19 protein-coding genes are annotated in these 20,360 nt (G+C 62.5%); 4 read left to right on the top strand and 15 right to left on the bottom strand.

Features of this window, described 5'->3' with window-relative positions; all coding sequences use genetic code 11:
* Positions 1-62 precede the first annotated feature (62 nt).
* Complete coding sequence (locus tag CRO75_RS17445) at positions 63-893, bottom strand: alpha/beta hydrolase (RefSeq protein ID WP_009043620.1); 831 nt, start codon at positions 891-893, stop codon at positions 63-65.
* 236 nt (positions 894-1,129) lie between these two features.
* On the opposite strand from CRO75_RS17445, the gene CRO75_RS17440 reads away from it, so the two are divergent.
* Positions 1,130-1,579, top strand: a complete 450-nt coding sequence (locus CRO75_RS17440; RefSeq protein WP_009043621.1) for a MerR family transcriptional regulator — start codon at positions 1,130-1,132, stop codon at positions 1,577-1,579.
* A 57-nt stretch (positions 1,580-1,636) separates the two neighbouring features.
* On the opposite strand, the gene CRO75_RS17435 is transcribed toward CRO75_RS17440, so the two are convergent.
* Together CRO75_RS17435 and CRO75_RS17430 are read right to left on the bottom strand one after the other, a co-directional pair.
* The gene (locus CRO75_RS17435; protein ID WP_239990602.1) at positions 1,637-2,563 is read right to left on the bottom strand and encodes an acetoacetate decarboxylase (ADC); all 927 of its coding nucleotides are present in this window, start codon (positions 2,561-2,563) and stop codon (positions 1,637-1,639) included.
* 288 nt (positions 2,564-2,851) lie between these two features.
* A complete protein-coding gene (locus CRO75_RS17430) occupies positions 2,852-3,655 on the bottom strand; it encodes a type 1 glutamine amidotransferase domain-containing protein (RefSeq protein ID WP_087091181.1) in 804 nt (267 codons plus the stop codon).
* A gap of 189 nt (positions 3,656-3,844) precedes the next feature.
* Between CRO75_RS17430 and CRO75_RS17425 the strand changes: the two genes are divergently transcribed.
* Together CRO75_RS17425 and CRO75_RS17420 are read left to right on the top strand one after the other, a co-directional pair.
* Entirely contained in the window at positions 3,845-4,924 is a 1,080-nt protein-coding gene (locus CRO75_RS17425; RefSeq protein ID WP_097137070.1) for a saccharopine dehydrogenase NADP-binding domain-containing protein, read from the top strand.
* A 101-nt stretch (positions 4,925-5,025) separates the two neighbouring features.
* Positions 5,026-6,258: an NADH:flavin oxidoreductase/NADH oxidase family protein gene (locus CRO75_RS17420; RefSeq protein ID WP_097137068.1), complete on the top strand. Its 1,233-nt coding sequence runs from the start codon at positions 5,026-5,028 to the stop codon at positions 6,256-6,258.
* 211 nt (positions 6,259-6,469) lie between these two features.
* Here the strand turns inward: CRO75_RS17420 and CRO75_RS17415 are convergent, their stop codons facing one another.
* Complete coding sequence (locus CRO75_RS17415) at positions 6,470-6,952, bottom strand: GNAT family N-acetyltransferase (RefSeq protein WP_097137066.1); 483 nt, start codon at positions 6,950-6,952, stop codon at positions 6,470-6,472.
* 834 nt (positions 6,953-7,786) lie between these two features.
* On the opposite strand from CRO75_RS17415, the gene CRO75_RS17410 reads away from it, so the two are divergent.
* Positions 7,787-8,227, top strand: coding sequence for a papain-like cysteine protease family protein (locus CRO75_RS17410; protein ID WP_097137064.1), 441 nt, complete (start codon positions 7,787-7,789; stop codon positions 8,225-8,227).
* A gap of 310 nt (positions 8,228-8,537) precedes the next feature.
* On the opposite strand, the gene CRO75_RS17405 is transcribed toward CRO75_RS17410, so the two are convergent.
* The 11 genes from CRO75_RS17405 to CRO75_RS17355 all read right to left on the bottom strand — a co-directional run bounded on the left by CRO75_RS17405 (position 8,538) and on the right by CRO75_RS17355 (position 20,103).
* Entirely contained in the window at positions 8,538-8,960 is a 423-nt protein-coding gene (locus tag CRO75_RS17405; RefSeq protein ID WP_097137062.1) for a hypothetical protein, read from the bottom strand.
* A 123-nt stretch (positions 8,961-9,083) separates the two neighbouring features.
* On the bottom strand, positions 9,084-10,730 hold the full coding sequence (locus CRO75_RS17400) for a BatD family protein (protein ID WP_097137060.1): 1,647 nt from the start codon (positions 10,728-10,730) through the stop codon (positions 9,084-9,086).
* On the bottom strand, positions 10,727-12,487 hold the full coding sequence (locus CRO75_RS17395) for a VWA domain-containing protein (protein WP_097137058.1): 1,761 nt from the start codon (positions 12,485-12,487) through the stop codon (positions 10,727-10,729). Before CRO75_RS17395 ends, CRO75_RS17400 begins: the two co-directional genes overlap by 4 nt.
* Positions 12,484-13,560, bottom strand: a complete 1,077-nt coding sequence (locus tag CRO75_RS17390; protein WP_097137056.1) for a VWA domain-containing protein — start codon at positions 13,558-13,560, stop codon at positions 12,484-12,486. Before CRO75_RS17390 ends, CRO75_RS17395 begins: the two co-directional genes overlap by 4 nt.
* Positions 13,553-14,047 carry a DUF4381 domain-containing protein gene (locus tag CRO75_RS17385; RefSeq protein WP_097137054.1) on the bottom strand — a complete coding sequence of 165 codons (495 nt, stop codon included), beginning with the start codon at positions 14,045-14,047 and terminating at the stop codon, positions 13,553-13,555. The genes CRO75_RS17390 and CRO75_RS17385 overlap by 8 nt, the downstream gene beginning before the upstream one ends.
* Positions 14,044-14,988, bottom strand: coding sequence for a DUF58 domain-containing protein (locus CRO75_RS17380; protein ID WP_007925772.1), 945 nt, complete (start codon positions 14,986-14,988; stop codon positions 14,044-14,046). Before CRO75_RS17380 ends, CRO75_RS17385 begins: the two co-directional genes overlap by 4 nt.
* Before the next feature lie 5 nt (positions 14,989-14,993).
* Positions 14,994-15,953 (bottom strand): MoxR family ATPase, encoded by a 960-nt coding sequence (locus tag CRO75_RS17375; protein WP_007925774.1) that lies wholly within the window; start codon positions 15,951-15,953, stop codon positions 14,994-14,996.
* A 223-nt stretch (positions 15,954-16,176) separates the two neighbouring features.
* Positions 16,177-17,517, bottom strand: a complete 1,341-nt coding sequence (locus CRO75_RS17370) for an MFS transporter (protein ID WP_097137052.1) — start codon at positions 17,515-17,517, stop codon at positions 16,177-16,179.
* 63 nt (positions 17,518-17,580) lie between these two features.
* A complete protein-coding gene (gene lhgO, locus CRO75_RS17365; protein WP_097137050.1) occupies positions 17,581-18,774 on the bottom strand; it encodes an L-2-hydroxyglutarate oxidase in 1,194 nt (397 codons plus the stop codon).
* Between the two features lie 113 nt (positions 18,775-18,887).
* Positions 18,888-19,598, bottom strand: a complete 711-nt coding sequence (locus CRO75_RS17360) for a FadR/GntR family transcriptional regulator (protein WP_007925785.1) — start codon at positions 19,596-19,598, stop codon at positions 18,888-18,890.
* 151 nt (positions 19,599-19,749) lie between these two features.
* A complete protein-coding gene (locus tag CRO75_RS17355) occupies positions 19,750-20,103 on the bottom strand; it encodes a hypothetical protein (protein ID WP_097137048.1) in 354 nt (117 codons plus the stop codon).
* Positions 20,104-20,360: the final 257 nt, after the last annotated feature.

Here is a 20,360-nt window from a genome sequence, read left to right as displayed (position 1 = left end):
CAAGTCGCTTCGAAAAAAGCGAGCCAGGGAGCGGGGTAATGACCCCACCCCCATTCATTTCTCTAACCTCGCACGAAAGCGAGCAAATCGGCGTTGATGGTATCGGCGTTGGTGGTAGGCATTCCGTGTGGGAAGCCCGAGTAGGTTTTCAGCGTGCTGTTTTGCAACAGCTTGGCGGACAACAGCCCCGAGTTTTCATAAGGCACAATCTGGTCGTCATCGCCGTGCATCACCAGCACGGGGATGGTGATGCTCTTCAGGTCCTGGGTGAAGTCGGTCTGGGAAAAGGCCACGATCCCATCATAGTGGGCCTTTGCGCAGCCCATCATGCCTTGCCGCCACCAGTTCCAGACAATGCCCTCGGACGGTGTCGCGCCAGGGCGGTTGTAACCGTAGAAAGGCCCGGCCGGGACGTCGTAGTAGAACTGCGCACGGTTGGCCTTGAGCTGTGCCTGCAAGTCATCGAAAACCGACTTCGGCAAGCCGCCTGGATTGCTGTCGGTCTTCACCATCAGCGGTGGCACGGCACTGATGATGGCCGCCTTCGACACGCGGTCTTCGCCGTGGCGAGCAATGTAATGGATGACTTCGCCACCGCCGGTGGAGTGCCCCACATGGATGGCGCCCTGCACGCCAAGATGGTTGACCACGGCCGCTACATCATCGGCATAGTGATCCATGTCATGCCCGTCCCAGACCTGGCTGGATCGCCCGTGGCCGCGCCGGTCGTGGGCGATGACCCGGTAACCGTTAGCCAGGAAAAACAGCATTTGCGCATCCCAATCGTCCGCGCTGAGTGGCCATCCGTGATGGAAAAAAATCACTTGGGCATTGCGTGGACCCCAGTCTTTGTAAAAGATCTCGACACCGTCCTGCGTAGTGACATACCCCATGTTCGCATCTCCTGTGTGGAAGGTAGGCCATGACCGAAGCGAGTTCCGATCGCGGCCTTTCATGAGCAACGTGCGCCCTGTCCAATAGGCATTCCGGCGGGGTTGGCTCTGGTCTGGTGTCCACTTTCCCCTGGGTCCATGGCGGTCGAGCAGTGCTTTACACCTGCGCTGCTTGGCCGCCAATTTACTTTAGGTTTAAAGTAAACTTTAAGGTCAATGTTTTTTCGGGTGGGAATATGAGAATTGGCGAACTGGCGAAAATCAGCGGATTGGCGCCTTCACGCATCCGCTTCTACGAAGCGAGCGGCCTGATCAAATCCGTCGAGCGCAAAGCCAACGGGTATCGGGACTACGCACCTGACACCGAGTGGGTCCTGGAGATCATCACCGGGGCACAGGCGGCAGGTTTTTCGCTGGAGGAGATCCGCCAGTTACTGCCGACGAATGCCAACGGATGGCGGCATGAAGAGTTGCTCAGTGGGCTCAAGCGCAAGGTCGAGGAAATCGAAATCCTCCAGCAACGGCTGGCCCAGAATAAAGCCCAACTACTGCTTGTGATCGAGGGTGTCGAGAGTAAGCCCGAGGGCGTGGGCTGTGTGGAGAACACGCAGTTGTTATTGCATCGTCTGCGCGAAGAGGGGGTGACGCCCGCTTCAGGCCGCCGTAATGGTGCGTCTTCCAAGTAACACGCAACCTGTCAGGCTGATAAGGCCTGACAGGGGTAAAAAGCCATGCCCCTTTGATCAGTGCGTACCAACCAGGGTAACCAGTGGTTTTGGCGCGTAGAGCGCGCTTTGGAACGCTGGCACATATTCGTACTTCAGCATTTTCCCAAGCTGCAAGGAGCGGATGTAGTTCGACAGGCTGCCATTGCCAAGCGTAAGGGTTGCCGAGCCCGCGCTCCTGCTGGAACCGTGGCTGAGCTGGCGGGAAACCGCGTACCCATAGGCTAATTGGCCCTTGTGATCGAGATTGGTGAAGCTGTTGGTGACGATATCGACGTCGCTGGACAGGTCATCGAGTTTCTTCGCTGTGAAGGACACGTCCACCTGGCCGGTCTGGCTGTCGGTAATGTCATAGACCACCGAGGTAGCCTCTTCTTTTCGGTCAATGCCCGTCAGCCATTTCGGCAGGTTATAACCGACGACGCCGCGAACCCTGGCAAGCTCGGTATTGACCGGCAGCTTGAGGACATAACCCCAGAAGTCTCCAGACATCGACTGGCCAATCAAGGTGAAGGGGCCAAGATTGGCTTTTCCAGGCTTGTTGGTGATGATCGATACGGCGACTTCGTTATAGGCGTCGTTATCGCAGTGCTCGTAGGTATACGCGGTAAACGCGATCAAGCCCCGGCCTGGCCAGACTTGCAGGGGTTGGACGGTTGCCAGCACCTCGGCCGGCATCAGCGCCCGAAGCTTGTCCAGGTCTGCCGTATAGACAGCGGTTACGCGACTGTTCTGGTAGTAGAAGTTGGGGGAGTAGGACTCGAAGCCGATGTCGACCCTGGTCTTCTCCAGCCCTTTGAACCAGCTTAAATCAACGCCCGGGACTTCTGCGGCAATCACCGACAAGGGAGGGTTGGAGCGAAAGCGGTCATACAAGCCGCCCTTGACCACAGGCACCTGATGGCCCGCGATATCGATCAGGGTGCTGTCGGTCTGGCTGAGCATTTCAGGCATCCCCGCCAATGCGTGATTGGCAAAAGTGTTTAAAAGCAATCCTGTTAAAACGGCTGCACTTGCGAGTTTCAATGGGTTTCTCTCCAGGTGATTGCATCTGCTCGATGGCGTCGACCAGAGAATTTCGCTGAGCACTCGATGCGCTCGATGCCTTACGCCGTTCACGCCAGCCGAAATTCGCCAGGGCAGGCTTTTGAAAGCCGCCGAAACTGAACTTTAAGGTCAAGTGCCGTGAGCTGGCTTTTTTTCGTTGGTTTTCAGCGTGCCGTTTGCAATGGCTCAGCGAGTTTTATTGCCCGCCGAGAGCAAGGCCATCACGGCTTCAGCCACGGCCCTGGGCGACTGAGGGTTCTGCCCCGTCACCAGGCGTCCATCGGTGATGGCAAATGAGGTGAATGGCAACCAGGCCTTGCGGTAACGCGCACCCTGGCCGACCAGCCTGTCCTCGAGGAAGAAGGGAACCTGGTTCTTCATGCCCGAAAGCAGCTCTTCGCGATTTGAGAAACCGGTGATGTTCCTGTTCTTGATAAGTGCCTGGCCTTGCTCATCCTTGAGATCCACCAGTCCCGCCACGCCATGGCAGACGGCTGAGACGATGCCGCCCTGGTTGTAGATCTTTTCGGCGACACGACGCAGGTCCGGGTTTTCGGGAAAGTCCCACATGACGCCGTGGCCCCCCGTGAAATAGATGACGCTGAACCGGGAGGGATCGATGTCGGCGATCGGTATCGTGTTGTTCAGGCGAGCGCGAAACGCCGGTGACTGCAAATGCTCACGGGCGGCCTTGTCCATATAGAGCCAACCGAGGCTGCGCTCGTCCAGCGGAACCGCTCCGCCCTTGGGGCTGGCAAAAACCGTCGTATAACCGGCGGCCTCGACGACATCCGTGAAATGCGTCAGCTCGGTCAACCACAGCCCCGTGGTGTCGGTGCGTGAGGGATAGCTGGCGTGGTTGGTCATGATCACCAGTATCTGGCGATCCTTCGGTATTGCAGTGGAAGGGTTGGTTTCAGCATTTGCAAAAGTCATGAATACACCGCCTATCAATACCAACGCACAAGAAACAAGGGTCTTCAACATCATCCGGGCTCCGACTGTCATGCAGTGCCAGTCATGCTCACCTTGAACCATGCTTTAAGGTCAACCCCACATTTGCAAAAAGCTTCCATTGGCGCTGGCGCGCTTCTGCTTGACTCTAAACCTGACTTCAACATTAGCGTCTGGCGCCGATTGGGCAAGAACGCACTTAACCATCCAGCCAGGAGCCACAGCATGAGCCAGCAAGACCACCCCGTGACGCAGATGAAATGGATGATCTATGGCGCCTACGGGTATACCGGCGAGCTGATCGCCCGCGAAGCCGTCAAGCGTGGGCTCAGGCCGGTGCTGGCGGGGCGCAGCCGCGACAGGATCGAACCCTTGGCCCGGGAGCTGGGGCTTGAGGCACGTATTTTCGGGTTGGATGACGAGGTGCGACTGCTGGCGCAGATCAAGGGGCTTGGCTTGGTTCTGCATTGCGCGGGGCCGTTTTCGGCGACCGCCGCACCAATGATGGACGCTTGCCTGCGGGCCCATTCGCATTACCTGGACATCACCGGCGAGATTGCCGTGTTCGAGCATGCCCAGTCCCTGCATGAGCGTGCGCAAGCGGCGGGCGTGGTGATTTGCCCCGGCGTCGGCTTCGACGTGATCCCCACCGACTGCGTCGCCGCCGCACTCAAGGCCGCGCTGCCGGATGCAACGCACCTGGCCTTGGGGTTCGATTCGCGCTCCAGCTTGTCGCCGGGCACCGCCAAGACTTCGATCGAAGGCCTGGCCCAGGGCGGCAAGGTACGTCGCGAGGGGAAAATCGTGTCTGTACCCTTGGCCTATCGGGTGCGTCGTATCGACTTTGGCGCTGGAGAAAAGCTTGCCATGACCATTCCCTGGGGGGACGTTTCCACGGCCTATCACACCACCGGCATTGCCAACATCGAGGTGTTCGTGCCGGGCTCCGCCGGCATGATTCGCGGCGCCAGGTTCGCCAACTTCATTCGCCCGCTGCTGGGCTTGTCGTTCGTGCAGAAGCGGCTCAAGGCCCACATCGGCAAGACCGTGATCGGCCCGGATGACGAAAAGCGCGCCGATCAGGGCACCTATGTCTGGGGCGAAGCCCGTAATGCTCGCGGCGATTGCAAGGTGGCGCGCGTGCACACCACCAATGTCTACAGTCTGACGGTCTACGGTGCGCTGACCGTGGTCGACTACCTGTTACAGGCGCGCCCGGCTGGCGGTGCCTACACGCCTGCGAGGTTGCTGGGCGCCGATCTGGTGACGCGCTTGCCAGGATCGGGCGCCTTGAACATCGAATAGGCGGTGTCCGATGAAACTGTCGGATGCAGTTGAAAAAGAGGTCTTGACCTTCAAGTTCACTTCAAACTTAGGCTGGCCCCACGTCAAATGAGGGACTGCCCATGAATGTGTTCGACACCCTGATACTCCCCAATGGTTCGACCATCAAGAACCGCGTCGCCAAAGCCGCCATGGAAGAGAACATGGCGGACGCCGACCAGGCGCCCTCCGAAGAACTGATGCGCCTGTATCAGGCGTGGGCCGATGGTGGCGCCGGGCTGATAATCACAGGCAACGTGATGGTCGATGGCCGCGCCATGACCGGGCCGGGCGGCGTGGTGCTGCAGGATGACCAGCAACTGGACAAGTTCAGGCGCTGGGCGCGGATCGGTCGATCCGGCGGTGCGCAGTTCTGGCTGCAGATCAATCATCCCGGCCGCCAGATGCGGGCAAGCCTTGGGCAGAAGACCTGGGCACCGTCAGCCATACCGCTGAACCTGGGCAAAATGTCCAAGCACTTCGCCACGCCCCACGCGATGACCCCCAGCGTGATCGAAGAGGTTATCCAGCGCTTCGCACGGGCTGCGCGCCTCGGTGAAGAGGCCGGTTTCACCGGCGTGGAAATCCACGCGGCCCATGGCTATCTGTTGAGCCAGTTCCTGTCACCGCTGACCAATCAGAGAACGGACGAGTGGGGCGGCTCCCTGGAAAACCGGGCACGCCTGCTGCTTGAGATTGTCACGGCGGTACGGGCCGTGGTTTCCCCAGGCTTTGCGGTGGCGGTCAAACTCAACTCGGCCGATTTCCAACGTGGCGGATTCACCGCCGATGACGCGAAAAAGGTGGTTGAGCTGCTTAACGACCTGGGTGTGGATCTGGTCGAGTTATCCGGTGGCAGCTACGAAGTGCCGGCCATGCAAGGCGAGGCGCGCGATGGTCGCACTCTGGCGCGTGAGGCCTATTTCGTCGAGTTTGCCCGTGACATCCAGACCGTCGCCAGGATGCCGGTGATGGTCACCGGTGGCGTACGCCGGCGTCCCATTGCCGAAATGGTCGTCAAGAGTGGCGTGGACATGGTCGGTATCGGAACGGCCTTGGCCATCGATCCCTACCTGCCGCGTGATTGGCTTCTGGGTAAAGACAATGCTCCGCAATTGCCACCGATCACCTGGAAAAACAAGAGCATCGCGTCCTTGGCCAACATGGCAGTCGTCAAGTTCCAGCTGCGCAAACTCAGCCAGGACAAAAAGCCCTATCCAGGCGTGTCACCGTTACGCGCGCTGCTCTTGCAACAGCTCGCCAATGCCTGTCGCACTCGCCAATACCGGCGGTGGATAGAACGGCGTTCGGCGTGATTCGATGCCCATTTCAACCGCAAAGGCTCAAGGGTGAAATCCACTTTGGCAAGTAACTGACAGCGTCTGCTTTGGGATGTGGATTAAACCGGTCCTCAGCATCATCGACAGGATGCTGAGGTTGCCAACAGCAGCCGCTGGCCTCATATCCTTGCTAGGGCCTATCAAGAAGGCTCGGGATGTCTACTTTTTTACCATGAGGGAATGCCCTCTAAACGGACATCCCCATCTCCAGCGCCCGGGGCTCGAACCCCAACTCCGTGTACATACGGGTTGCACGTGCATTGAACGTCCACACCGACAGCCTTAAATCTTTGGCATTGTGTTCGATTGCCCAGTCTTGAACGAGTCGTACAAGGGTTCGACCAATACCCTTTCCCCAAAATTGCTCGTCTACACACACCGATCCAATACGAACGAAATCCAGCGGTTGCATCAGCGGACCGGAGCTTGTCGACAGGCTGGCGGAAATGAAACCAGCAGCCTGGTGGCCGATATTCGCAATGAAAACAACCTGGGTCGGTTTCTCGAAAAAACTCATCCAGTGCGGGAGGTCGCGCGAAAAGTCCAGGGTGGCAGCAGTGTAAATATCGGGACGGGCAGCGTGATGAATCGCGTTGAGTAATTGTCCCAACTCACAAATGGTCAGCGCATCCTCTACGGTCGCCGTTCGGTACCTGATGGCTGTATCCATGATGGGCAATTCTCCTTGAGTGTGTGGGGGCTCGGCAGGGCTCGCCGTCCTTGTCTCATAACGGGATGGATATTTCGATGAACACTTCTGGTTGATAGCGGCCTAGCCAAGAAATCTGGTTAAGTGTGGGGCGGCACGGCATCGCTGTGCCAGGCTTCGACTCCAATGGCTATCGCTCCAGCCGCTTCAATCTGCAGTTCGATACTTGTCGCGATGCCTTAGCTCGCAAGCAACCGCTGTGCTTCCTTCTCCCTTGCCACTATTGAATCTATCTGAATCTTTGAGTTAAGCGGTAGGTCCGCCGGTGAATGATGAATCGCCCCTGGTTTGATAGGCCTCATCGGGTGGCAGCTTTCGGCCAGGAGCGGACGACCTGGCCTGTAAATAAATCTGTCCCCTTTTCTCTCAAGCCCAAAGGAGGATGACCACTGGCCAGGAAAATACTTGCGACCTAGGTCACTGTCGACTAGCGTTCAAGCAACGCAATGACGCACCCCGCAGGCTGGATGCCAGTTATCTTCCTTCCTGCTTGGCACTTACAGAATTTCAGTGGGCTTTCAGCCGATGACTGGAAATGACCTGTTAAAAGAGGCCGAGCCATGATTTACGACAACACTTCGCCGAGAAGTCGTGGCCTGTACCTAAGTATTCTTCATGCAGGCGGGGTTTGGAGGTTGGACTGTCCATGCCGGCTTTTGGGAACTGTGTTTTTATACAGGACGAGAAAAGGGGACAGATTTGAATGGCACTTACTTAGCGTTTAAGTAAGTGCCATTCAAATCTGTCCCCTTTTCCCATCACTGACCACGGTCCCTTTTATATCCTGGAGGTACCATGATATTCAAAATGACGGTTCCAAAGGTGGCGCAAGACAAAACGATGTCCTGCTGGTACGCCGCTGCCTGTATGGTGGCTTTCTATCGAGAGCAAGGGCCACGGCTCGGCATCCCTACTGTCTACGCCGCAAACACTGGCGTTACGCCCGCTCAGATACGGTTACTCGCGAAGAACGAAGGATTGACAGACGCCGAGCTGCCTGTTGGATGCACGGCCGAACAAATCGAGGCCGCTCTACGGCAGTACGGACCACTCTGGCTAGATGGCGATTGGTTTGGGCCAGCGCATATTATTGTTGTTACTGGAGTGGATACCACTTCAAAAGAAATTATCTTTAATGATCCTGATGGTGGGACCGAGAAGCAAGAGAGCGTTACATGGTTTAACTCAAAACGCTATGTAGCTAATCCTCCCTTGTATCAGCCGCCAAAGCCTTGACTATCTAGACAGTATGGCGCCGCTCCAATGAAAGAAAAGGGACGGCGGTTGCAGGAGCTGAGTGCAACCGCCCCGCATAAGAATTCCAGTTATATTTTCAGGCGAATTGAATGCCCCAGAGCCTGGGATACGCCAAGCCAGATAGCCAGCGATCGCTCCGATTCTAGCGAGGGCATTTAGTTACTCGTATTAGGTGAATTGGCCCTAGTGGTGTGGGCACTTCCGGGCCTCATGGCGAAGCTATACGAGCGAGCGTCCCTATCCGACTAGGCCGTCCGCCTGAGGCCGCTTCTGGCCGAAAGCAGATACGTCAGCGAAGTGTCGATTTCCCATCGTCAGGCTCACCCGATACCGGGTAAATCCGCGCCAGCAATCTCAGGTACATCTTTTCAACAAGGCTCCCGCACCACAGCCAGGCGGCACCCAGTCCGCGTTGTTCATACTGTTCGAACAGTTCAAAGCGCTCCATGCGCCGCCCAGTAGTGCACAGCGCTGGGGAGTCGGGCAGGACCAGTCGGCACAGGCAGGCATCGATCTCCCGATAGGGCTGGTTCGACTGGATCAGCCACCCCAACTCCGTCTGCTCGACATTGCAGAACAACAACTGGCAATCGGCGTTCAGTTCATGATCGAGAATCGAGTTCAGCCGCTCACGCAGGTGGTTGGTTGGCTGGAAGGCGCTGCCACTCAAATGGGTGATGAGCAGAAAACGGGCGCTGGAGGTGATGATCAAAATGCGTGGCCTGCCTCGACGGGGGAGAGCGGGGATTAGCTCACTCTCGGCCCGTGCTGGGGAAGGGGACAATTCTGAAATAGGGTGCAGAAACCGCAGCGCAAGGCTGCGCGGTTTCCTGGGTTATTTCGGGTAGAGCGGCGGCAGGCTGCTGGTGTCGGCCAGTGGGGCCTGGACGTGTTCGGCGATCGGGATGGCGCGGATCGCGCGCCACAGTTCTTCGCCTTGCCAGTAGTGGCCGGTTTCGCTGTAGAGCGCGCCGTTGAGGCCATCCAGGGCGTCGGACAGGGGCACGAAGCGGGCGGCCATGTCGGCCAGGGTTTCCGGTTGCTGGCGGGCCCAGGCGTCCAGGGCCTGGCGGGTGGCTTGCGGGTCGTTGGCCAGGCAGGCGCGCTTGAGGTCGTCGAGCAGGGTGCGCGGGTTGGGGCCGGCCTGCACGGCGCGCAGGATTGCCGGTTGCCAGCGTGCGCGCCACCAGAGGCCGAAGCCGAGCAGGGTGGTGCAGGCGAGCAGCAGGGTGCTGAGTTTCCAGGCCCACAGTGTGCCGCTGTCGTCACCGGCGCCAGATGGCGTCGTGCCGGCCGGGGTGTCCACCACCAGGCTCGGGTTGTTCGCCACCTGCAGGGTGCGCGCCGGCAGGCTGCTGCGTTCCAGGTGGTCCTCATGGGTGTTCCACCAGACCACCTCCAGCGCCGGCAGGTCGATGCTGCCGCTGCGGTTCGGCACCAGGGCCTGGCTGTCTTCGCGGCTGCCGATCAGCCCGCGGTCGCTGACCTGGTTGCTCAGCTGCGGCTGGTCCGGGTAGCTGCGCAGGCCGTTGGCTTCGGTCACCGGCAAGGGCGGCAACTGCGAGCTGGACAGGCCTTCGGCCTTGAGGGTCAGGCTGCGGGTCAATGAGTCGCCGACCTGGCTGTGCTCCGGCTCGGGGTTCCAGCTTTCCCCCAGGCTCAGGCTGCGGGCCGGCAGCCAGGGCGCGTCGGCCGGGTATTCGGCTGGCTTGGCCTTGACCGTCAGCGGCATCTGCGCCGAGCTCACGTGCATCAGCTTGCCCGGCTTCAGGCCGGGCGCCGGGTCCTGGGTGCTGGCAGTGTCGGCCAGGGTAGCGCTGAAGGTCAGCTCCGGAATGTCCAGCACGCCGCTGTGCTGGGGGAAGATTGCGTAGCGGATCTCGATCACGCCGTGGCGCACGCCGTTGATGACTTTTTCATAGGTACGCGACTCGCCGAGCTGTTCGACCCGGGCGTCGTCGATCCGCAATGGCGTCAGGCTGCTGTCGTCGTACAGCGACACCGAGTGATAGATGTGCAGGGTCAGCACTGCCTGGGCTTGCACGTAGACGCTGTCCTGGTCGAGGCTGGCATCGATGAACACCGGCTCCAGCGGCGCGCTGTCGCTGCGGCTTGCGCTTTGCAGCACCTGCAGGGTGATCGGTTGGCTCTGTACTTCGCCCAGTTGCAGGGCCGGGATCACCACGGTGCCGGTGGTCCTGGGCAGCAGGGTGATGATCCAGCGGGTGATGGCGCGGTTGTCGCCGTTGAGGCTGGTCAACTGGTTGACCTGGCGCGTGCCCTGGACCTCGAACTGCGCTTGCAGCGGGGTCAGGTCGGGCTTGCCGAACAGCGTGACATTGTTGGATTCCAGGGTCAGCTCGACGGTTTCCCCAGAGTTCACGCGACTGCGGTCGACACTGGCGACCAGCCCCTCGGCCCGGGCCGCAAAGGCGCCGAGTGTCAGTACAAGCGTGAGTAAGAGGGCGGTGAAGCGGGTCATCGAATTTTTCCCTGATCCTGATGTTGTTGCTGTTCGTACCAGAACTTGCGGCGCAGCAGTTCGCCCGGATCGTCCGGAATCTGCCGCAGCCATTGTTCCAATGCCTGACGGTGTTCGCCGTCGAAATTGTCCTGGGCATCGCGCAGCGGCGGCGTGGTGGTCTGTTCGTCGCCCAGTTCGCTGCCGGGAACCGCATCGTTGCCCGGGGTGGCGACCTCGTCGTCCGTCGCCTCGTCGGCGCTGGTGGGGTGGCTGTTCTCCGGCGGCTGCTGGCCCGGGGTGACCGGTGCCTGGGTCGCCGCGCCGGCTTGCGGCGGCTGGCGGGTTTCGTCGTTGTCCTGGCTTTCGCCCTTGGCCGGTTCTTCCGGCGGCGCGGGCTCGGTTTCCTGCAGCAGGCGTTCGACCAGGGCCTTGTTCTTTTGCGCGGCGGCAAGCTCCGGTTGCAGCTCCAGAGCCTGCTCGTAGGCATCCAGCGCGGCTTCCAGCTCGCCGCTCTTGGCCAGGGCGTTGCCACGATTGTAGTGGGCGCGGGCGTCGTTGCCTTCGGCAAAGCGCTGAGCGGCAGCGGCGTAGTTGCCGGCCTCGTACAGCGCCACGCCTTGCCACTGTGGGTCCTCGAAATGCTGCGCGGCCTCGCCGGGCCGCTTCTGTTCCAGCAGGCGCTGGCCCTGCTGGTCGGGGCGCAGCCACAGGTCGTTGAACTCGAAGGCGTAGCTGGGCTGCGGCACGGCGAACAGCAGCAGCGGCAGGCAGAACAGCCAGCCGCGGCGCCCGGCGCAGGCGGCCAGCAGCAACAGCGGCAGGAGCAGCCAGTAACCCTGGTCGGCCCAGGTGTCCAGGCGCAGGGTCTGGCCGTCGCTGCGCAGGTTCTGCGGACCGCTGAGCAGGCCCAGGCCGCGCAGGTCGTTATCGTCCAGGCGCGCCGGGCGATAGCGGCCGCCCATTTCGCCGATGAAGCGCTTCAGGCTCGGACCGTCGAGGCGCGACATGAGGATCGCGCCCTGTTCGTCCTTGAGAAAGCTGCCATCTTCCTGGGCCACCGGCGAGCCCTGGCGGCTGCCGATCCCGAGCATCAACAGCTGCGGCGCCTGGCCACCGAGGGCCTGGCGGATGCCTTGGCGTTCCTGCTCGCTCAGGGACGAGCCGATCAGCAGGATCCGGCCCTGGCCCAGCGCGCCCTGGTCCAGCAGCTTCAAGGCTTTTTGCAGGGCCAGGTCGGCGCGATGGCCGGGCTGGGGCATGATCGATGGCTTGAGGGCTTCCAGCAGGTTGCGGCTGGTGGCCAGGTCGTCCGACAGCGGTACCAGGGTGTGGGCGCTGCCGGCGTAGACCACGATTGCCGTCTGCGCATCGCTGCGTACCTGCAGCAGGTCCAGCAGCTTGCGCCGGGCCTGTTCCAGGCGATTGGGCGGGACGTCGCCGGCGAGCATTTCCGGGGTCAGTTCCAGCAGCACCACCAGCGGGTCGGCCGGTTTCTGGCTGGTCTGTTCGACCCGCTGCCAGCCGGGGCCGAGCAGGGCCAGCACGGCGAGAATCCAGGCCAGGCCGAGGGCGATCCACGGCAGTTTGCTTTCGCGGCCGTTGCCGCCGCTGAGCAGGGCGGCGTGAAAGGCCGGCGGCAGGATCATCTGCCAACGGCCGGCGCGTTTCTGCCGGTGCCACAACTGCCACAACAGCCAGCCGAGCAGCGGCAACAGCAGCAGCCACCAGGGACGGAACCAGTGGGGCCAGAGTTCGGCCCAGAACGGCGCGCTCATCGACGCCTCCGCAGGCGCAGGCGTTTGAGCCGTTCGCGCCAGTCTGGCAAAGGTTGCAGAAAACGCTCGCGGGTGAAGAAGCGTTGCAGCGGATGGTCCGGCCAACGTTCGCGCACCACCAGCAGCATGCTCAACAGCAGCGCCGCGGCCAGCGGCCAGCTGTACAGCGCCTGTGCCGAACGGGCCTGGGTCGGCTGCTGGGTCACCGGTTCCAGTTGGTCGAGGGTGTCCTTGATCGCTTGCAGCTCCTGGCTGTCGCGGGCGCGGAAATAGCGCCCGCCAGTGGCTGCGGCGATGGCCTTGAGGGCCGGCTCGTCGAGGTCCAGGCTCGGGTTGAGGCCAAGCAAACCCAGGGTGCCGCTTTGCTCCGGGTCGGCGCCGATGCCGATCGGGTAGATCTTCACGCCTTCTTCGGCGGCCAGGCGGGCAGCGGTCAGCGGGTCGATTTCACCGCCGTTGTTGGCGCCGTCGGTGACCAGGATCAGCACCCGGCTCTGCGCCGGACGCTGGCGCAGGCGCTTGAGCGCCAGGCCGATAGCGTCACCGATGGCGGTGTTCTTGCCGGCGATGCCGATCTTCGCTTCGTCCAGCCAGACGCGCACGGTGTGCCGGTCGAAGGTCAGCGGCGCTTGCAGGTAGGCCTTGCTGCCGAACAGGATCAGGCCGACGCGGTCGCCTTCGCGGCTTTCCAGGAAGTCGCCGAGCAGGTGCTGGACCAGGTTCAGGCGGCTGACGTCTTCGTCCTGCCATTGCATGTCGGGGAAGTCCATGGAGCCGGAGACGTCCACCGCCACCAGCAGGTCGCGACCGCTGGCGGCCACGGGCAGCGGTTCGCCCAGCCATTGCGGGCGGGCGGCGGCCAGCAGCAGCAACAGCCACAGCAGGATAAAGGGGGCCTGCTGGCGCCAGGTCGGCAGGTTGGCTCGGGCGCGGCGCTTGGCCAGGCCTTCCAGGTCGCTGAGGAAGCTGACTTTTAGCGCCGGTTCGCCGCTGTCGGCCACCGGCAGCAGCACCCGCAGCAGCCAGGGCAGCGGCAGCAGGGCGAAGATCCACGGCCAGGCGAACTCAAACATGTTTGCGAATCCAGATTTCCACCGCCTGGGTCAGGCCGGCGATGGCCTTGTCGTCGAGCTTGCACTCGGGCTTGTAGGCGCCTTCCACCAGGACCATCCAGCGCGTGAGGCCGGCCGCCGGGCAGCGGTTGTCGAGGAACGCCAGCCACTTGCGGCCGTTGAGGGTGTGGCTCTGGCTGTAGGGGTAATGGTTGCGGCACAGACGCTTGAGCAAGCCATTGAGCTGTTGCAGCCAGGCGCCGGCGGGCGCGCCGTCGTAGGGCTTGGGCAACAGCGCCAGTTCGGCGAGGGCGGCCAGGCGCAGCGGGTCCAGCGGTTGTTCGGCGCGGGGCAGGGTATGTTGGCGCGGCCAGAAGCGCTTGAGCCGCCACAGGCCAAAGCCGAGCAGCGGCAGCAACACCAGCAACAGCCACCAGCCCGGTGCCGGAGGCCACAGGCCGATGGCGGGCGGGGCGATCAAGGGCTGCAGTTGCTCGAGGCTGCTCATCGGGTTTTCCCCGGGCGTTGCGGGTTCAGGTACTCGCGCAGTTGCTCGACCATTTCGCTCTGGGTGCTCAGGGGCATCAGCAGCACCCGCAGCTTCTGCGCCAGCAGTTCCCAGCGGGCGATGCGCGCTTCGCTCTGCGCCCGATAGGCCTGGCGCAGTTCGTAGTTGAGGGTGTCCAGCTCCAGCTGCGCGCCGCGTTCGGCGAAACGCAGCAGACCGGCGGCGGGCAGGGCGTGGTCCAGCGGGTCGGACAGCGGCATCAGCAGCAAATCGCAATGGCGCGACAGCAGGCTCAGTTGCTGTTCGGCGGCGTCGCTCAGGGCGCGTTCATCGCAGATCACGATCACCAGGCTGCCCGGGCGCAGCACTTCGCGGCCACGGCGCAGGGCGGTGCCGAGGGCGTCGCGTTCGGGTTCGGTTTCGCTGTGCAGCGACTGGTTGACCCGCACCAGGCGGTTGAGCAGTTGCAGCAGGCTCTGCTTACTGCGTCGCGGCTTGATTTCGTAGTGCTCGTCGTCGCCGAACACCAGGCCGCCGACCCGGTCGTTGTGGCCCAGGGCGGCCCAGCCGATCAGGCTCGCGGCCTGGGCGGCGAGCACCGACTTGAACATCAGCCCGGAACCGAAGAACAGCCGCCGGCTCTGCTCGACCATGATGAAGATCGGCCGTTCGCGTTCTTCGTGGAACAGCTTGGTGTGGGGTTCCTGGGTGCGCGCGGTGACGCGCCAGTCGATGCTGCGCACGTCGTCGCCGGCCTGGTAGACCCGCACCTGGTCGAAGTCGACGCCACGGCCGCGCAGCTTGGAGTGGTGCAGGCCGACCAGCGGGCTGCGCTGGCTCGGCGTGGAAAACAGCTGCACTTCGCGCACGCGATGGCGCATCTCGATCAGCTCGGCGAGGCTGACGCGGATGCCCGGGGCATCGACAGGGCTGGCGTTCATCGGGGTCAAGCGACGGCTACGACGTCGAGAATCCGCTGGACCACCCGGTCCTGGTCGATGCCGGCGGCTTCTGCTTCGAAGGACAGAATGATGCGGTGGCGCAACACGTCGAACAGCACCGCCTGGATGTCCTCGGGGCTGACGAAGTCGCGCCCGGCCAGCCAGGCGTGGGCCCGGGCGCAGCGGTCGAGGGCGATGGAGCCGCGCGGGCTGGCGCCATAGGCGATCCATTCGGCCATCTCCGGGTCGAACTTGGCCGGGGTGCGGGTGGCCATCACCAGTTGCACCAGGTATTCCTCCACGGCGTCGGCCATGTACAGGCCGAGGATTTCCTTGCGCGCGGCGAAGATCGCCTGCTGGCTGATGCGGCGCTCGGGCTTGGTTTCGCCGTTCAGCGCTTCGCCACGGGCCTGTTGCAGGATGCGCCGCTCGACAGCGGCGTCGGGGAAGCCGATCTTCACGTGCATCAGGAAACGGTCGAGCTGGGCTTCGGGCAGCGGGTAGGTGCCTTCCTGCTCGATGGGGTTCTGCGTGGCCATCACCAGGAACAGCGGCGACAGCTCATAAGTGCTGCGGCCGACGCTGACCTGGCGCTCGCCCATGGCTTCGAGCAAGGCCGACTGGACCTTGGCCGGGGCGCGGTTGATTTCGTCGGCCAGCACCAGGTTGTGGAAGATCGGCCCTTGCTGGAACACGAAGCTGCCGGTTTCCGGACGATAGATTTCGGTGCCGGTGATGTCGGCCGGCAACAGGTCGGGGGTGAACTGGATGCGATGGAACTGCGCTTCGATGCCTTCGGCCAACTCTTTGATGGCCTTGGTCTTGGCCAGGCCCGGGGCGCCCTCGACCAACATGTGGCCGTCGGCGAGCAGGGCGATGAGCAAGCGCTCGATGAGTTTTTCCTGGCCGAGAATCTGCGTTGAAAGAAAGGTTCGCAGCGCGAGTAGCGCTTCACGATGTTCCATCGATGACTGTTCCTGCAGAGGGTGACCGAGGGCGTTCGAATAACGCCAGGGCTGGGGGCGTTACTTTAATCCATCCGGGCCCCCGGCGACTAACGGCACCTGGCAAATTTCTGTAAATAACCGGTAATCGTCCGCAACGCTGGGACCTATTGTGAGGATCGACGCAAGGGGATGGCGGCGGGTGCCTGACGCGCCGCTCTCACGGCGCGTCAGTGGCGGGTGCTCAGTTCTTGAAGCTGGAGTGCTTGCGGCCCTGGTCGCACAGGGCGAAGACCACCACCATCACCGCCGAGACCGCCAGGATCAGCGCCACGCCGTCGGTCGAGTGAGTGGCCGAGTTGGCCACCAGGGCCAGCCCGCCCAGGGGCGCCAGGCCGCCGGCGATGGCGGTGCCAATTTCACGGCCGGTACCGAAGCCGGAGGAGCGGGTCTGGGTCGGGAACTGGCGGCTGAGGAACGAGCCCTGGGGCGCGAACATCATCGGCGCCAATACCCCGGTGCCGATGGCGATGGCCAGGTAGATCATCAGCGGCTCGCCGGTATTGAGCAGGCTCAGGAACGGATAGGCGAACAGCACCGAGCACAGGCCGCCGAGCATCAGCACCTTCTTGCTGCTCCACTTGTCGCAGAGCCAGCCGAAGCAGGGCACGGCGACTATCGCCACCAGGCTGGCGATGGTCACCGACAGCGAAGTGACATGGGCCTCGACGCCTTTGTACTGGGTCAGGTAGGCCAGGGAGAAGGTCTTGAAGATGTAGCTCAGGGCGTTGTAGCCGATGGCCACGAACAGCACCACGGCCAGGCCCTTGAGGTCGTTCTTGAACAGCAGCTTGAGGGGCGAGGCCTGGACCTTGGCACTGTCCTTTTCCTGCGCCTTGTCCAGCTTCTCGAACTGCGGGGTTTCCGGAATGCTACGCCGTACCCACAGGCCGACGCCGACCAGGGCGATGCTGCAAACGAACGGAATGCGCCAGCCGCCGGAGAGCAGGAACTCATTGCCGTTCATGGTCAGCAGGTAGACGGTCAGCGACGACAGCAGCAGGCCCAGGTTCAGGCCCAGCGCCGGCCAGGCCCCCTGGCTGCCGCGCTTGCCTTCGCTGGCGTGTTCATAGGAGGTCACCGCCGCCCCGGACAGTTCGGCACCGGCACCCAGGCCCTGGATGATCCGCACCAGCACCAGGATGATCGGCGCCCAGATGCCGATCGAGGCATAGCTGGGAATCAGGCCGATCAGCGTAGTGCACACACCCATCATGCAAAAGGTGATCACCAGCACTTGCTTGCGCCCGAACCGGTCGCCCAGGTAACCGAACAGGATGCCGCCGAAGGGCCGGGCGATAAAGCCGATGGCAAAAGTGGAGAACGCCAGCAGCGAGGCGACTTTCGGGTTGCCGGGGTCGAAGAAGATTTTCGAGAAGACGATGGCCGCCATGGTGGCGTACAGATAGAAGTCGTACCACTCCAGCATCGAGCCGAAGATGGTCGCCGCCGCGACCTTGCGCAGGCGTTTCTGTTTTTGTTGCGGCGTTTCGCATGCGGCCGGGGCCGCCTCATGGACTGACATCTGAGGATTCCTTGTTGTTTGTAGTTATTTTCAAGCGGGCGCCAGGCACCCGTGCAGCGGGGATCAACGGGCTTTGAGGATTCTCTCGGCAATCATCTGGCCGATGGGGATGGCCGAGGTCGCGGCCGGCGAGGGGGCATTGCAGACGTGGACCATGCGCGGGGTTTCGGCGAACAGGAAGTCGTGCACCAGGGTGCCGTCGCGCATCACCGCCTGGGCGCGAATCCCGGCCTCATACGGCAGCAGGTCGGCGACTTCCAGGGACGGGCAGTATTTGCGGCACTGCTCCAGGTAGCCGCGCTTGAACAGTGAGTTCTTCATTTCCGTGGTGCCGGAACCGAGGTTGTTCCAGATGGTTTTCCAGAAACCGGGGAAGGTTGCGTACTCGGCCACGTCGCGCCAGTTGACGGAGAACTTGCGATAGTTCTCCCGGCCCAGGCCGAGCACGGCGTTGGGGCCGACGGTGACGCTGCCGTCGATCATGCGGGTCAGGTGCACGCCGAGAAACGGCAGCTCCGGGTCGGGGATCGGGTAGATCAGGTGATTGACGATGGCGTTCTTCGTCGCTGGCAGGCGGAAGTACTCGCCGCGGAACGGGATGATCTGGTGGTCGATCCTGACCCCGGCCAGGGCCGCCAGGCGATCCGATTGCAGGCCGGCGCAGGCCACCAGCTGGCGGGCGCTCCAGACCTTGTCGTCGCTGCTGATGGTGACCTTGTCGGCGCTTTCGACGATGGCGCGCACGGTCGTTTGCAGTTGCACTTCGCCGCCGGCCTGCTGGATGACCCGGGCCATGGCTTCGCACACCTGCTTGTAGTCGACAATGCCGGTGGCATCGAGGAACAGGCCGCCGAGGCCGACGATGTTCGGTTCGCGCCGCTGCAGCTCTTGCGCATCCAGCCGTTCGACCTTCAGGCCGTTCTGCTGCGAGCGCTCGTACAAGGCATGCATGCGCTCGACTTCCAGCGGCGTGGAGGCCACCAGCAGCTTGCCGCAGACCTCGAACCTGATCCCGTGCTCGGTACAGAAATCCTTGGTCGCCTGGGCGCCGCGCTTGCACAGGTCGGCCTTGAGGCTGCCCGGGGCGTAGTAGATACCGGCGTGGATCACCCCGCTGTTGTGGCCGGTCTGGTGCCGGGCCAGGACGTTCTCCTTTTCCAGGATCAGCAGCGAGGCGCCGGGCTGGCGTTCGAGCAGCGCCATGGCGGTGGCGAGGCCAACGATGCCGCCGCCGATGATGCAGTAGTCGTAGATCATGCAGATGTCACCTTGGTTATTCTTGTTCGGGTCTGATCATCAGGTTGTCAGATAAATCTAAGCAAACAAAAGACGCCGCGCGGCAGCGTCCGCCAGACAGTGGTTACAGGGGGTTAATCGATACTCGGCAGGTCGATTTTCAAGCGTTTGGCCGCGGCTCGCAGGTGCGCTTCGGCGCAGGCGGCGGCCTGCTGCCGGTCACCGGCGGCGATGGCTTCGTACAGCGCCTGGTGTTCGCGGCCGGCATCGGCGGAACCGCCGACCGAATGGGCCGCCGAGTTTTCCCAGGCGGTGCGCCGCGCTTCGGCCAGCTGGCCACGAAGAAAATCATGGAAGGCGACGAAGTAGTGGTTCTTGCTGGCGTCGGCGATGGCCCGGTGGAACTCCACGTCGGCCAGGGCGGCCGCGGCCAGATCGCTGCGCTGGTCGTGCATCTCTTGCAGGGCGCTGCGCATGCGTTGCAGGTCGGCGTCGTCGCGGCGCTGGGCGGCGATGGAAGCGGCCTGGGTTTCGATCCACAGGCGCATTTCGAACATCTGCACCAGATCGGGCTTGCGGCCCTTCTGGCTGGGAAAACGGAACACACTGCCATTGGGATTCTGCGAAATGAACGAGCCCAGCCCGCGGCGGCTGACCAGGATGCCGTCGGCCTTGAGTTGCGCCACGGCCTCGCGCACCACCGAGCGGCTGACGTTCAGTTGCTCGGTCAATTGCTGTTCGGTCGGCAGGCGCGATTCGGCGGTCAGGCGGCCGGCATCGATTTCCTTGCGGATCGCGTTGACCACTCGTTCGACCAGGGTGTCGGGGCGCTGGAGCTGAAGCATGGAGGAGGGGGCTCGTAAGTCAGGTTGTCAGACAATGCCGGGGCGCCGGTTTCTTGTCAAGAAACCAGTCGCTTGCTCACAGTGGGTTGAATCAAAGCTCGTCGATCAGAGCTCGTAAATCAGAGCTCGTAAAATCGCAGAGCTCGTAAAATCAAAGCTCGCTGATATAGGTGCCGGTGCCCTTGAGGATGTTCTGCAGGGTTTGCTCGACTTCCGCCAGGTCCGCCGCCGCGGTGTTGTGCAGGATCTCCAGGTGATCGCTGCCATTGAGCGCGTCGGCGTCGGTCGCGGCGATTTCGATCAGCAGGCGGGTCGGGCCCAGGGTGACTTTCACCCCGTCCAAGGTCGAGGGCTCGCCGTCCAGGGTGATCTCCAGTTCGTCCTCGTCCGGGTAGCGGGTCATCAGGAACATCTCGCCCTGGTTGCTGTGGCAGCAGAGCATGGCCATGTTGTCTTCTTCGTCGTCGCACGGGTTGGCGATCAGGTGGGCGGTGGTCATTTGCATGGGGCGAGTCCTGGGTCTGGCTCCGCTGGGGGAGCGGGGCGAACAAAGTGCAATTCTGCCAGCCCGGGGGAATTTCTGCTGCTTTGTGTGTCAGAGAGTGGGTTCCCGACGCGGGCCGTTTCTGGCACGACAGTCCCGTAAAGCCTCGGCGCGACCGCCGTTTTGTCCGGCGGCTGCTAGTGTTGTTCAAGGCTTGGCCCGCCAGTTGCCTGCCAATGACCGAATATGTCGCAGCACCGCAAGCAGCGCTCTTGCCG

The sequence above is a fragment of the Pseudomonas sp. LAMO17WK12:I10 genome (assembly GCF_900215185.1).
GTDB classification, from domain to species: Bacteria; Pseudomonadota; Gammaproteobacteria; order Pseudomonadales; family Pseudomonadaceae; genus Aquipseudomonas; species Aquipseudomonas chlororaphis.
Note: the sequence above shows the minus strand (reverse complement) of the source record. Positions and strands in the feature narration are given on the sequence as shown.